The organism is Halegenticoccus soli (assembly GCF_002844195.1).
In the GTDB taxonomy this organism is placed as follows: domain Archaea; phylum Halobacteriota; class Halobacteria; order Halobacteriales; family Haloferacaceae; genus Halegenticoccus; species Halegenticoccus soli.
This window is the reverse complement of the sequence record NZ_PEND01000008.1, coordinates 99,730-114,112: the sequence shown is the minus strand read 5'-3', so window position 1 is coordinate 114,112 and position 14,383 is coordinate 99,730. Positions and strand designations below refer to the sequence as shown.

The window sequence follows — 14,383 nt, the reverse complement described above, 5'->3', positions numbered from 1 at the left end:
TACTTTACCCACGTCGTTGCCCTCCGGGATACTTCCATCCGGCCAAATTCCCTCATTGGGTGTTATCAGTCCTGCTTGCTATACTGCCCAAACTGGCAAGGGGGGCAAGCAACGGGGGTAGCAGTCCTTAAACTCTTTATAAGATTTCTCTGCCATCGTCGTCATAGTTACTGTGGGCCGCGGGTATTTTTATGTATACTCTCTCGATTCACGATCGCAATTAAGAATTTTCTTACTCAATTGAAGTCTGTTTAAGTACTCCATTGATTGGACCGTCCTTTGTTTCGTATTAGCCAGCATGAGCCCTCCCACACCCAGAGGTTTGGTGCTCGCCCTCTTTATCAAGAAGGAAAGAAGACTTTCCTGAAGTTGCAACTTTTCGTTGTCGACACCAGGGTCTCCACCTCCATTGTTCAGTCGGTCTGCGTAGTGTCGGAATCAACTGCTGTCTCAACGTGAATGTCTACTTCTCCGGTCCGACTATCCCATTTCCGCCATACAATCTGTATATAGACGGATACAGTAATCGAGAGGTTAGATGGGATTGCGTTTCCAAACAGTCCTAGGGCAACACCTATGTACGAAACCGTCGCTGCGTCCTGACTGCCTACGAATGAGAGGACAGCCGCACAGAAGACAAGACATCCGGCGAGAAAGACCAGGGAAGTCTTCACAGCCAGCGGGCACTCGAACGACCCGTAGAATCTGTATTTGAGTTTAGATATCTCTAATCGAAGGGCCGGAGGGCGGTCAGAACTGTCACGGGCCAATGGTCACCTCAACAAGTGGTTGACGGGGTAGCAGCGGAGAGACATGCTGAACAGATAGAACACCATGGAAGGGTTCGCGTCAGAGGCTGTCGGCGAGCGATGCAACTCCAGACCGTTGGCGCGACTCTCGCCGGAAGAACTAGCTGGAGTCGGCAGCGTCGTCGATCATTCGTTCGATTAGGGCCTCCGCTTCCGCCCGGACCTCCTCCGAAACATCCTCGGCCTCCGTCACGTCAGACGTGGTTTCCGCGTCGTCCGCGTCATCTGCTGGAGCGTGATCGGTTGCCTCCTGGATGAGCGGATGCGAGGACTCCGTCTGCGGCATTTCCCAAGGCTCCCACTGCCGCAGTAGGTCGACGAGTTCCTTTTTCTCCTCGGGGATTGCCGCCTTGAGTTCGGCATCACGATGCTCCCAATACCGGGCCAACGAAACCCAGAATCGGTGCCCCATTCGTTCCCAGTACTCGTCCGGTCTCTCCGCCGGCGATATCTCGGGGAGGCTCACGTCCCGATTCACGCCAGCGTTCGCCGGTTCCGGTGGCCGTTCACCGAGCTGCTCCCGGACCAGTTCTTTGATCGTGGCGAGATCGCTCATCCCGACGTCGAACTTCGCGGCAATTTCCTTGAACTCGTCTTCCCAGGTCACCGGCGTTACGTCCTCTAGATTCGCCGACTGTTCGACGCGCTGGTCGTTGACGATCACGGTGACCACGCCGAGGCAGACCCGTTCGATCGCCTTCTGGTGGCCGAACCGATCAAGGTCAAGTCGTTCCATGGCGAGCACGACCTGTTCGCGTTGTCGCTTTGAGATCGGGAGGTCCGAGCAGAGGGCCTGCGCGATCCGCTTCTTATCCCAGTCAGCCTGCCGGTGGCTGAGTGTGCCGTCTGTCCCATCACGGCCATCGTTCACGCGCTGCAGTTGCTCGTCGTAGTGCGGATCACCGGGTTTGCCGACACCAGTCGCGGCTTTCGTTTCGTAGCCCGCAGAGAACGTGTAGCCGTCGTCGTCGCGCGGATTGTCGGTGGAGGACGCCGCGATACTATCGTCATTGCGCATCCGGCCTGGATCGTCGTACGCCCCGTGATCAATAAACTCGTCGCGGTGGTCGCCCTCACCGCCAGGACCGCGGTTATGGCTTGAGAGAGCGGTGTCGTAGTTGTTGTCGATCAGTTCGCCTGTCGAGATGTCTTGGACCGCCTCCGGGGCATCTCCGGATGCGGTGGACTGGTCATCGTTCGTCATGCGTAGGATTCAGGTGAGAGAGGGACAGCGGTGTCTGCGCGTTGCGAGCTGGAGCGCTTGCATCGGATCTGTGCCGAGGCTGCAGGCTCGGAAATCAGTTGGATCGTCGAGATGCAGTTGTCGGCACGAATTAGAAACCTGTCCCAGCGACAGGTTGTGTTTGAGAAATCGTCGGAACGACAGAGCGTCCCTCTCTTCATATAGTCATATTGTTGCAAGTGATACTTAAAGGAATTACGCGCTGAGTACCCAGCTGCTATTCACTGACATCAATTGCCTGTACAGCTGTGGACCCTCTGTCGCTGAATCATTCGCCTGCCTTGACACCAAATATGCTTCAATCTCGCCTTTAACCCTTGGTTCCCCGGTTCTTATGCTGCATAGCATCTAATCCAATAATTCAGACAGACTCGGCAGGTCTATCTTGAAGTCGAGTTCCGGCACATCGATATCCGAGACGAGGCGGTCAAAGAATCCCTCTTGTTCCTGTGGGAACACCGCCACTGCTCCATTTGCTCTCTCAGATTTAACGAGTTGGCTAATCTCATCATAGGAGAAGTCAAGGTCAATGTCATAGTCTATCGCTTTGGCCACTTCCCGCAGCTCTTTAATCCCCTCCCAGACGAACTCAACCTTGCTCTCGGTGATACCGTGCCCATAGACGGAGGCGCGGATCGCCCAGTGGAGTTCGCTCATCACGAAGGCGTTGGAAACGGGAATCACACCGATAGAGGTCCAAGAGGCGCGAGTGGATTGGTACAAGCCGAAACGCAACCTCCTCCGGATACCGAATGAGTTCGCATCGAAGGATCGACCGACGACCGAGTTACCGCTCACCGAAGACACGGTCAACCTGTTGAGTAAGTGGATTCAGGAGCGACGACACTACGAACAGTATGACGGGACGAATCGCCTCTGGCTGAACAGAAACGGAAATCCCTACACCTCGAAAAACCTCTGTTACCTCGTCCGTCGATTCTGCGAAGAGGCCGGTATCGATCACGAAGACCGGAAAATCGTCTGGTACTCGCTAAGACACAGTCTCGGCAAATCCATCGAAGAAGAAGAGGATTTGTCACAGGCCAGTGATCAACTCCGGCACAAAAGCATCGAGACAATGAAGCTATTCTACGCTACTTCGTCCATCGAAAGCCGACGTCATACTCTTGAGAAGGTCAACGAAACGGCTCAGCGGGCCGCAGAAGATCCCGGGTTCAACCCATACGCGGACGGGGGCCAAAAGAGGACGCCCTCGTCTGCGGCCAAAGTACCTCGGTCAAGTACCGACCAACAATCTGTGCCTGTGAAACACGTCGACGCAGTGATCGAGAACACGCCAGAAGGAAGAGACCAGTTCATGCGGCAATTCCTCACAGAACCCCATAGTGAATGAGATTGGATTACCTTGTTCAACCTTTCAATTATTACTATTTTCCTCCAGGCTGCTGAACTGGGCGCGTATTCAGTAGGACTCCCAAAGCACACAAAATATTCATGGTTTTAATCAGGTAGCTTATTTAGAAGACGTTCTCTGAATTCTAAGACTGTAGCCGACTGCTGCTGTATCGAGAGCGAGTCCGCCGATTACCGGAAAGAGTAACCATGCAGGGGCGTTTACCTCAAACAGCAGGCCAAGGAGTTCAACGGCTACTGGGGCGAGCAGTGCTCCGCCTCCTACAATGAGTAGTCCACCAACCGTTCGTGAGGACGATTCTGTTTTCCAGACTGCCGCCCCAAATAGGAGAAGACTCAAAGAAAATCCACCAGCTATCAACAATCCGACCAGCATGAATACACGCATCGGATTAGCTACGATCAGGCCGAAATCGAACTCGTTCCAGACGGCAACACCGGTGAGTCCAACAAGTCCAAGAGCTGCAACTCCTGCCACTGTCGCAGCCCCCACACCAGCCAGTGCTAATTTTGGAGTTCGATTATTCACCCGCGGGTATAATCCGACCAGACCAGCTGCAACCGATACGACGGCCAGAGCAATCAGCACAAGTCCCGACACCCACGACAAGTCAGTGAGCGGTTCGAGGCCGACTGGAACGACGAGGCTGGCGAGAATCAGCACACTAGTCACTAGAAATGCCGATGCATTCCGCTGTTCGAGTAGTGCCAACGCTTGATTGGTATAGTCGTCATCAAATCAACGGTACTGTCGAAAGAGCAAGCAGACTGTGCCGAATCTGCTGGGTGGATTTATCTTGACGGTTACTCGGGTGCTCTTCTCACCAGTTCAGCCGCGAGTTCTGTCGCTCCAGCGAGCGGCATAGCGACGGTGGTTGCCGGGACACGCTTCGCCCATCGTTCATACGCTGCGAAATTAGGAAATGCTTTGACGTATGGACAGATCGAGGCGTATCCTTGTTCCAGGGTTGGGCTATCGTCTGATGATGGTTCTACGGTTTTCTCGATACCGAACGAGAAAATAGCTTCTTCTGGTGCAACTGTAAGTTCACTGCTCCCGATTGCGTGGGCCTCGATAGTGTCTCCAGCTGGGCTTACAGTGTGAATATCGACCGGTTGATCCGATAGGGCTGCTAGTATCACCGCGTCGTAGAAGCACGCGAAATAGTATTGGTCACCGTCTACTATCCCCCAGTGTTCCGTCTGTTCGCTGGATAGACACAGTTCCTCGACACTAATTGATCCACCGACGTGTTGACGTACTTCACAGGCCCACTCGCCCAACGTTTCAATTGAATCCGATCCGAGGAACCGGCCGAGAGCCACTCGCATGCCCCGGGGAAGTTCCGTGTCGAGAACGGATTCTTCTCTAATCCACTGACCCGCAGACGTTTCGATTTCGGAAGCCAGTTCATCAACGTTACCACAACATGGACATGGCTCGTCTGTCATGGCTGGAGTCAGCACCCGGCCGTCAATTGATGTGCCCCCCCACTAGTTGGGAGCGTTTATCCATGGTCATGAGCGGCCAAAACACTCCGTCGGGACAGTAGAGACCGCCAGTATAAGGGGCCCCAGTGTGGTGGGGATCACGAATTCGGACGAATACGACAAGTTACGGATGGTATGTCCGAAATCACGCCCGATAAATTAAGTACGCGACTCCAGGCTGCCGACGAGATACTCTTCGTTCTCGATATTCGGAACGAGGACGAGTTCGAAGACTGGCACATTCCCGGAAGCGAAAATGTTCCCGTCTACGATGAACTGAAGGAGAACCCAGCGAACGCTGACCGTGCTCTGTCGGACGTGCCGGACGAGAACGAGATAGTCACAGTCTGCGCGGCTGGCGTCATCTCTCGAAAAGCGACGGAGCGTCTCCAGACGTTGGGCTACGATGCGAAAACGCTCGTTGACGGGATGAACGGATGGAGCCGTGTCCACCGGAGTGCCCCGATCAAGACAGGATTCCAGGGGACGCTCGTGCAAGTCACCCGTCCCGGGAAAGGATGTCTCTCCCACGTCCTCGTCTCGGATGGGGAAGCTGCTGTCTTCGACCCGTCACAGTATCTTTCCGAGTATGAGGAAATCATCGACGAGTACGACGCCGAACTCGTCGGCGTCTTCGATACACATGCCCACGCTGACCACGTGTCTGGGGCGGCGGAACTCGCCGACTGTCACGGCATTCCCTACCACCTTCATTCGAAGGATGCGCTCGCTATAGATGCAATACCTGTTGCGGATGGACAGACCATCTCTGTCGGTCGGCTCGACATCGAGGTCATCCACACCCCTGGTCACAGCGAAGGAAGCGTCTCGTTCGATATCGACGGTGCAGCGCTGCTCACGGGTGATACACTCTTCCACGAGAGCGTGGGACGGGTCGAACTCGGCGTCGAATCCGGAATCGAAGACACCGACGTCGAACAGAACGCGGAGACGCTCTACGAGAGCCTCCAGCGGTTGCTCGACCGGCCGGACGACACCGTTGTGCTGCCAGCACACGACCCTGGCTCACCAGAACCGCCAGTTACCGCGACGCTCGGTGAACTCAGAGAGCGGAACGCCGATCTGGGACGTGACCGCGAGGAATTCGTCCAGAAACTCGCGTCAGATCTCCCAGACCACCCGCCGAACTTCGAGCGCGTCAAGCGAGTAAACGTGGGGCAGGAATCCGTTCCCACCGACGAATTGGCTGACCTGGAATTAGGACCGAATAACTGCGCTGCTGAGTGACCTATGAGCGAACCCACGGACCTCAAACGAGGGATCCGCGAACACCTCGGGCAGTTCTCACTGCACGTCCTCTTAGTGTTCGCCACCGGGTTGACTATCGGGTCCGAACGCACCGTCGTCCCCGTTCTGGGAGAAGAAGTGCTCGGCGTCGAGTCGTTCCTCGTTATCGGGTCGTTCGTCGTCTCGTTCGGATTCGTCAAGTCGCTGCTCAACCTCTACGCCGGCAAGTGGGGCGAGGAGTACGGCCGCAAGCCAGTGCTCATCCTCGGGTGGGCAACCGCACTACCGCTTCCGATTATCCTCATCTTCGCTCCCAGTTGGGGATGGATCACTCTCGGGAACATTCTGCTGGGAATCAACCAAGCCTTGACCTGGAGTATGGCGATCAACGCCAAGATCGACCTCGCAGGCCCCGACCAGCGTGGGCTCGCAGTCGGCATCGACGAAGCATTCGGCTACACCGGCGTCGCCGTTGGCGCATGGGTTACGGGTCTCATCGCTGGCCAGACTCAGAGTTACCGGCCCGAACCGTTCTACTTCCTTGCAGCGGTCGTCCTGCTGGCGTTCCTCATCTCGATCTTCCTCATCAAGGAGACCGTCCAGTACGCCCAAGCCGAAAGCGATGGTGATCACTACGATGCCGATCTTCCCTTCACTGAGGTTCTGAAGCGAGCGACCTATGGCGACAGGACGCTGTTCGCCGCAGCGCAGGCCGGCCACGTCGAGAACTTCGTGGACACGTTATTCTGGATCGCAGTACCGTTGTACCTCACGAGCCAGGGACTCGACATCACAGCAGTCGGTATCGTCGTCGGCGTGCATACTGCGATGTACTTCCTCCAGATTGTGACCGGCGGCCTTGCTGATCAGATCGGTCGTCGTCCTCCAGTACTCGTGGGGATGTTCCTCGCGGGAGGCGGTGTGCTCGGAATGGTTTTCGTCGAAGGATACTTCTCGTGGACGATTGTAGCAGCCACTTCAGGGCTGGGCATGGCATTACTGTACCCGAACCTGATGACCGTTCCTAGCGATGCGGCGCATCCGACATGGCGGTCGGCAGGTATGGGCGTTTACCGGATGTGGCGTGACGCCGGCTACGCCGTCGGCGCAATCCTGATTGGGCTCACGATGGAGATCGTCCACACCGAGGCCGCCTTCTATCTCACATCAATCCTGATGTTCACTTCCGGTACAATCGTTTACGCATGGATGGAAGAGACGCATCCCGACTTCGGCACACACGAACCACCGGTCCCAACCCCAAAATCACCGACTCGGACAGTGCTCGAAGACTGACTCCACTCCGATTTCGAACACGCTTGTCGATACAAAACGTACGACAGTAGAAAAGCCATCCCCACACGATGGGGATAACAGTTCTCCTAATCCAGTTCGTCTCGGTCTCATATGGTGAACTCAAACAGGGAAACCAGATTCGCTGACCGAACTGACCTGCCGTCAGACCTGGCCGAAGCCTTCCGTCGCGCTGGCAGCCTCGACGAGCGACCTGAATCCCTCGAAGCGGGACACAGTGCCGTTACGGATCGGCTGAACGAGGCCGGAGTAACAATCACGCCCGAAGACATGTATCAGCCCGAGCCGACGCGACACGCGGTACACATCGATGGCACAGTCAAGTACGTCCCCTGCGTGATGGACGCGCTGATCGTGGCGTTGCTCCACGAAGACGACACAGTCGAAATCTACTCGGAATCTCCCGAAGCCGGTGTGACAATTCGCTTCCGCGTCACCGAAGACGGCGTCACCGTGGTCCCGACGAGTGCCGTCATTTCGTTCGGACTCGGTATCAAGGAATCGACGAACCCTGACTTTGATTCGGTCAAGGACACGCTCAATGCTCCAGATGCACCGATTCCAACCACTTGTGCGGTGACCAACGCCTTCCCGGACTCCGCGTCGTTCGAACGATGGGCGGCAGAAATTTCGGAGGCAGCCCTGGTGGAGCTTTCCGTCGAGAAGGCGTTCTCCCTTTCAAAGCAAGCAGCTCGTACCCACGTGGGAAAGTGAAGAGGTAGACTCTCCTTCACTGGGCCCTGCTTCGACAGCTAACTACTAGCCGAGTCGTCACTGTCGTACGGCAGCTTACGTAGTAACGGCATAACATTGGCCGGCGGTACCGGTGCAGTTACGCTATCTGTTTCCGTTGCCCACTGTTCGTAGGTCACCTCGCTCTCGAAGGCATTGGTGTACTGGCAGACTCCACTCTTGATTTCGGTCTTGTCGTCTTGCACGGACCACGCAGCGAGTGACCCCGCAGCCTCGATAGCGTCTGGATCCAGGTTCGCTCCGAAACAGACCAGCACCTCCTCGGGCGATACCGTTACGCCGTCGTCGTCCACCGCGAACGTCACAGGAGTCCCCGACACTGGATCAACTGACCGGACAGTCACCTCATCCTGTTCGACTATCACTGCCGCCTCCAGAGCGTCCAGAGCACAGTGCGTGTACCGGACGCAGCCGTTCACGTGGACTTCGTGGCAAGTCGGAGTCTCACTGTACAAATCATCAAGTCCTATCGTGAGGTCGTTTGCTTGGTACTGGTCGAGAACTACCGACCACCACTCCTCCAACGTCGTTGGGAGAGCGTCGATACCAGTCGCGGCAGCTGCATGCTTAGCGAAGTCAGTCGGGAGTTTCGTTCGTCTCGCAGAGTGCTCTGATTCGGAATCCATCGCACATCGGGATACAGTATTCCTTTCGAATTGTCTATCCCCCACCTTACTGGGGAGGTTTAACTTGAATTGGTTTAGTTGTCGGCAGAGACTGTATCACGGGTTGTCATCCTACTTCTCCCCTCGATCCGCTCGGACTGTGGACTGAGTATTCCCCGTAGGTCGGGGAGAATCGTTGTGGCACTTTCTGATTACCCTCGAATGAGGGCTATGATTCTGCCATTACTTCTGTTCTCGCAGGTCGATACACCCTCCCCATCCGTAGTCACCGCGTTCACTGTGCGCGTCCCAAAGCCACGAGTCGGTACAGTACGGTGTGAGGACGACTACGTACGCGGCGTCTTCATATTAGATGTAGATTCCCGAAATGTAGTCAGAGTCACGTTCGAGTCGGGAATACCATGGGAGGACCGACAGCGTCTGCGCTACCATCTCATACTCGTCGTCGGTCACGTCGACGTTCGCCGTGCCGTATTGCTGGGCCTGCTGAAGCCCAGTTTGTATTGGCTCGATGTCGCCGATCCGTTCGTCGGTCGCGTCGGTGACCTTAGCCTGAGGTGGCACCTCGGCGGACAGTACTTCCAACAATCCACCATTCACCCCCGGATTGCTGAGACAACCGGAGAGGGCAGAGAGGGATGCGCCTCCAGCGATAACGAGGAACCGTCGCCGATTCATATTGTTGTCTATTGCTAAACTGGTTACGTAGTTTCTTTGTACCGAACTTTCGGTAGGCCGTCTATTTCTACCACCGGCCAATAGCACACCTTACTCCACAAAAACTGATGCCGGAGAACTCGCTGCTCCGCTCCCTCAGTATCGGGCTCCATTACGTTCGGTCACATCTCCGGTACTACCGAAGGTCTATCTCCCAGTCACCTGAGAGGATTTATGGTGACGCCGCGGATCTCACAACGTTGAGTCAAAACAGACTGTGACTCTAGGCCGGGGTGTCCTTGATTACGAACACGTCTGAAACGTTCCACGCCCGGTAAAACAGCCGCTCGTAAGCGACTACTGGCTGCGATCCCACGTTCTCGGTGGCCCAGTGCCGGACGCGATCACCGGTCGCGGCGTCCAGCAGGTAAATTCCAGTGTTCGCCCCCGTGGCGAGCACCCGGTCACCGACTACGACCGGCGCGCTCTTACTGACGCCTGTCTCGTACGTCCACAGGCGCTCACCGGTCGTCGCGTCGAGCGCTATCGTCTGGGTGCCGTTGCCTGCTCCCACCACGATTCGGTCATTGGCGAGTGCCGGCGGCTGGAAGACGCCAGGTTCGACGCTCTCCTGCCACCGAACGTGCCCATCAGTCGCGGCGAGCGCCGTCACCGTCCCGGTCTTCGAAACCGCATACACTGTGTTCTCGGTGACGACAGGCGTGGTGTACACCTGTCCGGGTTCGGTGGTTCGCCACCAGCGGTCGCCATCAATCGTGAAGGCGGCGACTTCGCCGCTCCCGTTGCTTGCCGCACCGACGTAGACGCGATCATCCACGGCGACACCCTGGACAACGTGCTCAGTACTCGCGTGCCAGCGTTCGCTCCCGGTTTCAGCATCGAGCGCGGCCACGCCTCCCGTCGCAACGTAGAGTCGATCGTCAACGGCAACAGGCGAGGCAGACACGTCACCGGGTGCGCCACCCTCCGCTCGCCATACCACGGATCCGTCAGTTGGATCGAGTGCGAGCGTTTCATTGAGTGTCGTTACGTAGACAACCCCGCAGGCGAGGACGGGACTGGTAGCGACGCTATCTTCGGGATCGATCTCCCAGAGGCGCTCTTCCGTCTCGATGTCACGGGCCTCAATCCGGACGTCACCCGCGATGTAGGCGACCCCATCGCCGATAGCGGGCGGGGCCTCGGTACTCCCACCTCCGTTTCGGCTCGTGCCGGTCTGGGAGAATCGATGCGCATCAGCAGTTGCCGGCGGGAGCCCCCGAGACGGTACATAGCTCCTGTGAGCGGCGTCGTATCCGTACATCGGCCAGGATGACTCCGTCGGAGAACACTCAACCGGTGGGGACGATCTGCTCTGTGCGAAGACACCTGTACACCCAGAAAGCGTGATTGCTCCGCAGGCCGCGAGGAACGCACGGCGTGTCGGCGGGGATGACGTGTCGGAGGGCATTCTAGATAAATAGTCGTGGACGATTATGTATGGGTTTTGTGAACCTACTCAGTAGTCCGTTCACAGAAGCAACCGATACCTGCTTGCTCTGTGCCGAACTTTCGGTAGGCCGTCTATTTTTAGCACCGGCCAACCGCATACCTTACTCCACCAAGACCGATAATGGAGGAATCGTTGCTCCCCTCCCTCAGTATCGGGATCCATTCTGTTCGGTCATACCTCCGGTACCACCAAAGGTCCATCTCCCAGTTATCTGGGGAGGTTTATGGTGACGCCGAGTATCCCATAACGCTGAGTCGAAACGGACTCTGTTGAACCCTTCTGAAATCATAACAAACAGTGACACTAGCTGGCTATGACTTGCCTGAAGGAGCCCAGTTCTGATCCCCAGTGGGTCCTCCATCGGGACGAACGGTTTTGGGGTGATCCAGAAGCCTTGAACTCGACCGATGGGCCCGTAACGTAGACCGTCCTAAGTACGCGTGCTTCCCGTTCAACGGTGGTTTTCACGGCAGTATCGGCAGCATCTACCCTCTGCCAATAGTTGACGTTCGCGCTAGCCACGATGGTTGGCTGTGTCATCCGTGATATGACCACCGCCGGGGCCACTGACATTCATTTCGTCTTATTCAGCTTCGGCCCACTACAGTGATCACTGCGACAGTCTGCTGGCGATAGACTGCAATGCAATAATGGTTATCCTCAGTTTGGAGATGGCTGCTCTACACTGGATTAATGAGACGAATCACCCGGCTCGGCAGAGAATCAGCAGGCTTGAGCTGATTTGCTGTGTTCTTCGTCGTTCGGTTTATGATGGGAGGTGGAACGTACTTGATCTCTATTCGGTATCGAGGAATCGGGATAACAAGTTCCGTTCCGCACGTTGTAGATGCTCTGCGACCGTTGACGGATCGATGTCCAGTGTAGCAGCGACGTCTTCTGTTGACGTCTCTCGGGGGACTTCGTAAAATCCCATATTGTAGGCGGTTTGAATCACCTCCTGCTGTCTATCAGTGAGTCTGTCCAGCGGTCGCTCTGTCCCATTGTACGAGGTGATTCTCCGAAGACGAGGGGACATCCCCGATGACCGGTATTCGTCAAGTGTCCCGCTAATTGCATCGTGGGGACCGACAATAGAGAGGGTTGCTCCTTGATCCGTCATCTCTGGGTTACAGGTGCCGACTAAGTCGTCAGCATGATCCGAGATAGTCTCCGAAAGATTCGGTGCAGTGAATGAGAGGATGTACTGCTGTGAATCGTCCGACGATGTCACCCGTTCCCACCAGTTCACGTAGTCCATTGCTTGGAGTCGGTCCTCATCGAGCCTGGATTCGACTTCGATGCGGATGACTGCTCCCGTCGGTTGGCACTCAAGTTCTTCGAAGTCTCTGAGGCCGGCCGACCGGCAGAGGGCAACGAGATCCTGTATTCCCAACGCGGCGAGTTCATCGTCGCTCACGGACAAAACAGCCTCACGCATACTTGGCTGGTAGGGAGGCTTGCGAGTAAATCATTGTGCCCAGTGTATTGGGGGTGGACGGCTAGTCTAAATGGAAAATCCGAGGGTAATGAGCTACTCGGGCGACCACTTACAAGCGTTACCGTAGCTCAGTTCGTTCTCGTCGATATACGCCGACAGACAGGCGTAGTTACAGAAATATGTCGGCGAACCACAGTCAGCGGTACAGTCACGGACACAGATTGGATCGTGGTCGAAAACGCGGGAACTGCAATACGCACAAACTTCGTCGGCGTCAGGGGTCTCTACTCTCGTGGCCATACACACTATTCCTGGCTGATGAACGAAAACGTTGTCCTCCGTCTACTTCTGGGATGCACCAAGATAGAGTCTGTCTCTGTCTTCAACAACCCGATCCTATCAAGAAGATCCCAGCATAGGGAACACGCTATTTATCCCGTATTATCTCATAGGATGGCCTAGAGTTCTGAAGGAAACCTGGACCAGTTGGACGCCGTCTATTCAAGTAGTACGGCTAGTCCATCCACCAGGGCTTCTACATCTGCTCTAGCGAGTTCGACCTCGGTGTCTACCATGGATCCGTCCGATTCCATTACAACTGTTCCACCCTCTGACTCAACGCTCTTGGTTGTCTCACCGGCTTGTTGAACGTGCAGCCGGACATCCTCCGTGTCAACCTCCATGGACACTTGCCCGTCGACGAGGCGAGAGCGAACGCGTGTCGGTTCGACAGTCGTGACCGTTTTTCGCATCGTCGTCACCCCATACGGTCCAGTGCGTTACGCCGATCTTCGACAGGCGTCTGGTCGTATTTCATCGTCGTCTCTGGACTGTGGTGTCGGAGCTGGGTCTGTGCGGCCGCGAGGTCCTCCTCACGGGTCATATAGGTACCCGTCGAGTGCCTGATCGCGTACCAACTCATCTGCCGGTTCTCGGTCGAGATGTCTGCAAGCTCGCAGAGCCGGTGCAGGACGTATCGCAACGACGCAGTCTGGTACGGATTTGCCTGTCGCGTCAGCCACAGCCTGTCCGTGTCCTCGTACTTCTCGTAGGCCGCACGCTGATTCAACCAGCGTTCGAGGATGTCCACGGTCCGTTGCTGCATGCCGACGATCCAGTTCCCCACGTTCTTCGAACTCTGTTCCTTCGGGATGCGCAGCACCCCGTTTTCGAGATCGACTCAGCTTGTCACTGCACGCTCAACTTCAATTGGACGCAGGTCAGCGTCGAGACTCACCCACACGAGACTCGGGATCTTCCAGCCGTTCGCCTTCTCCCAGTCTTCCGGTGAGACCTTCGACTTCGGTTTCTCGAATCGCTGGGCCAGGTACGCCTTCCAGCGGTCTCGCTCCGATGGTGAGAGGTTCGCGTACGCAGGAACGGTCCCGTATTCGAGCGCTGCCTCTCGAATAGCGGTCCGTTCTTCGCGCGTCAGGTAGTCTCGCGGAGCGGTGGTCTTGTCGCGTGTGGCGAACGAGATCTGCGGCTTCCATTCGTCGAGTCCGTGCTGGTGTTCGCGCCACTTGAACAGCATTCGGGCCGCCTTCCGGCCGTTCGCTTTATGCGCGTTGCTCTTCTCCTGGCGGGCGAGGTGTTGCAGCCAGGCGTCCCCGTGCTCGTGCGATGTTGGCCGTATAGCCACCGTACTCCTCCCACACCCACCGGTAGAACGCGTCCATCCGATGGCTGCGGTTCTTGACCGTCATGTACGCGTATCCCTCTGCGCGCTCGGGTTCTTTGCCGAACGTGAGCAGCCACTCCAGGCACTGCTCGCGCTGGGAGCGGTAGTCGATGAGCTGGCGTTGATTGAGGACCGCTTCTGATGGTTCGGGGACGACCGAGATCCCTTCGAGGGGGTTCGTTGCCTCTTCGGCGTTTTTCATCGCCTGACCCCCGCTGGACGGCCCGGTTGCTTGC

The 14,383-nt window shown here is 56.5% G+C and carries 14 protein-coding genes and 1 pseudogene; 4 read left to right on the top strand and 11 right to left on the bottom strand.

Going from position 1 to position 14,383, the window contains the following annotated elements; all coding sequences use genetic code 11:
• Positions 1-909: 909 nt before the first annotated feature.
• Positions 910-2,013, bottom strand: a complete 1,104-nt coding sequence (locus CNO20_RS19955) for a hypothetical protein (protein ID WP_101297970.1) — start codon at positions 2,011-2,013, stop codon at positions 910-912.
• 387 nt (positions 2,014-2,400) lie between these two features.
• Positions 2,401-2,709 (bottom strand): hypothetical protein, encoded by a 309-nt coding sequence (locus tag CNO20_RS19950; protein WP_101297969.1) that lies wholly within the window; start codon positions 2,707-2,709, stop codon positions 2,401-2,403.
• A 52-nt stretch (positions 2,710-2,761) separates the two neighbouring features.
• Between CNO20_RS19950 and CNO20_RS19945 the strand changes: the two genes are divergently transcribed.
• A complete protein-coding gene (locus CNO20_RS19945) occupies positions 2,762-3,406 on the top strand; it encodes a tyrosine-type recombinase/integrase (protein ID WP_233204266.1) in 645 nt (214 codons plus the stop codon).
• Between the two features lie 120 nt (positions 3,407-3,526).
• Here the strand turns inward: CNO20_RS19945 and CNO20_RS22770 are convergent, their stop codons facing one another.
• Positions 3,527-4,138, bottom strand: coding sequence for a hypothetical protein (locus CNO20_RS22770; RefSeq protein ID WP_143423303.1), 612 nt, complete (start codon positions 4,136-4,138; stop codon positions 3,527-3,529).
• Between the two features lie 92 nt (positions 4,139-4,230).
• Entirely contained in the window at positions 4,231-4,878 is a 648-nt protein-coding gene (merB, locus tag CNO20_RS19940) for an organomercurial lyase (RefSeq protein WP_101297967.1), read from the bottom strand.
• Positions 4,879-5,052: 174 nt separating this feature from the next.
• On the opposite strand from merB (CNO20_RS19940), the gene CNO20_RS19935 reads away from it, so the two are divergent.
• The 3 genes from CNO20_RS19935 (at position 5,053) to merB (CNO20_RS19925) (ending at position 8,193) form a co-directional block, all read left to right on the top strand.
• Positions 5,053-6,165, top strand: coding sequence for an MBL fold metallo-hydrolase (locus CNO20_RS19935; RefSeq protein WP_101297966.1), 1,113 nt, complete (start codon positions 5,053-5,055; stop codon positions 6,163-6,165).
• A gap of 3 nt (positions 6,166-6,168) precedes the next feature.
• Entirely contained in the window at positions 6,169-7,461 is a 1,293-nt protein-coding gene (locus tag CNO20_RS19930) for an MFS transporter (RefSeq protein WP_101297965.1), read from the top strand.
• Positions 7,462-7,572: 111 nt separating this feature from the next.
• Positions 7,573-8,193 (top strand): organomercurial lyase, encoded by a 621-nt coding sequence (merB, locus tag CNO20_RS19925; RefSeq protein WP_101297964.1) that lies wholly within the window; start codon positions 7,573-7,575, stop codon positions 8,191-8,193.
• A gap of 38 nt (positions 8,194-8,231) precedes the next feature.
• Here the strand turns inward: merB (CNO20_RS19925) and merB (CNO20_RS19920) are convergent, their stop codons facing one another.
• The 7 genes and pseudogenes from merB (CNO20_RS19920) to CNO20_RS24450 form a co-directional block, all read right to left on the bottom strand.
• Complete coding sequence (gene merB / locus CNO20_RS19920; protein ID WP_101297963.1) at positions 8,232-8,858, bottom strand: organomercurial lyase; 627 nt, start codon at positions 8,856-8,858, stop codon at positions 8,232-8,234.
• A 348-nt stretch (positions 8,859-9,206) separates the two neighbouring features.
• Entirely contained in the window at positions 9,207-9,536 is a 330-nt protein-coding gene (locus CNO20_RS19915; protein ID WP_101297962.1) for a hypothetical protein, read from the bottom strand.
• A 262-nt stretch (positions 9,537-9,798) separates the two neighbouring features.
• Positions 9,799-10,839 carry an outer membrane protein assembly factor BamB family protein gene (locus tag CNO20_RS19910; RefSeq protein ID WP_158237456.1) on the bottom strand — a complete coding sequence of 347 codons (1,041 nt, stop codon included), beginning with the start codon at positions 10,837-10,839 and terminating at the stop codon, positions 9,799-9,801.
• Between the two features lie 985 nt (positions 10,840-11,824).
• Positions 11,825-12,466: a helix-turn-helix domain-containing protein gene (locus CNO20_RS19905; RefSeq protein ID WP_101297960.1), complete on the bottom strand. Its 642-nt coding sequence runs from the start codon at positions 12,464-12,466 to the stop codon at positions 11,825-11,827.
• A 93-nt stretch (positions 12,467-12,559) separates the two neighbouring features.
• The gene (locus CNO20_RS23975) at positions 12,560-12,766 is read right to left on the bottom strand and encodes a hypothetical protein (RefSeq protein ID WP_101297959.1); all 207 of its coding nucleotides are present in this window, start codon (positions 12,764-12,766) and stop codon (positions 12,560-12,562) included.
• A 197-nt stretch (positions 12,767-12,963) separates the two neighbouring features.
• Positions 12,964-13,149: a hypothetical protein gene (locus CNO20_RS22765; RefSeq protein WP_143423302.1), complete on the bottom strand. Its 186-nt coding sequence runs from the start codon at positions 13,147-13,149 to the stop codon at positions 12,964-12,966.
• A gap of 74 nt (positions 13,150-13,223) precedes the next feature.
• A pseudogene (locus CNO20_RS24450) lies at positions 13,224-14,349 on the bottom strand (tyrosine-type recombinase/integrase).
• Between the last annotated feature and the right edge of the window lie 34 nt (positions 14,350-14,383).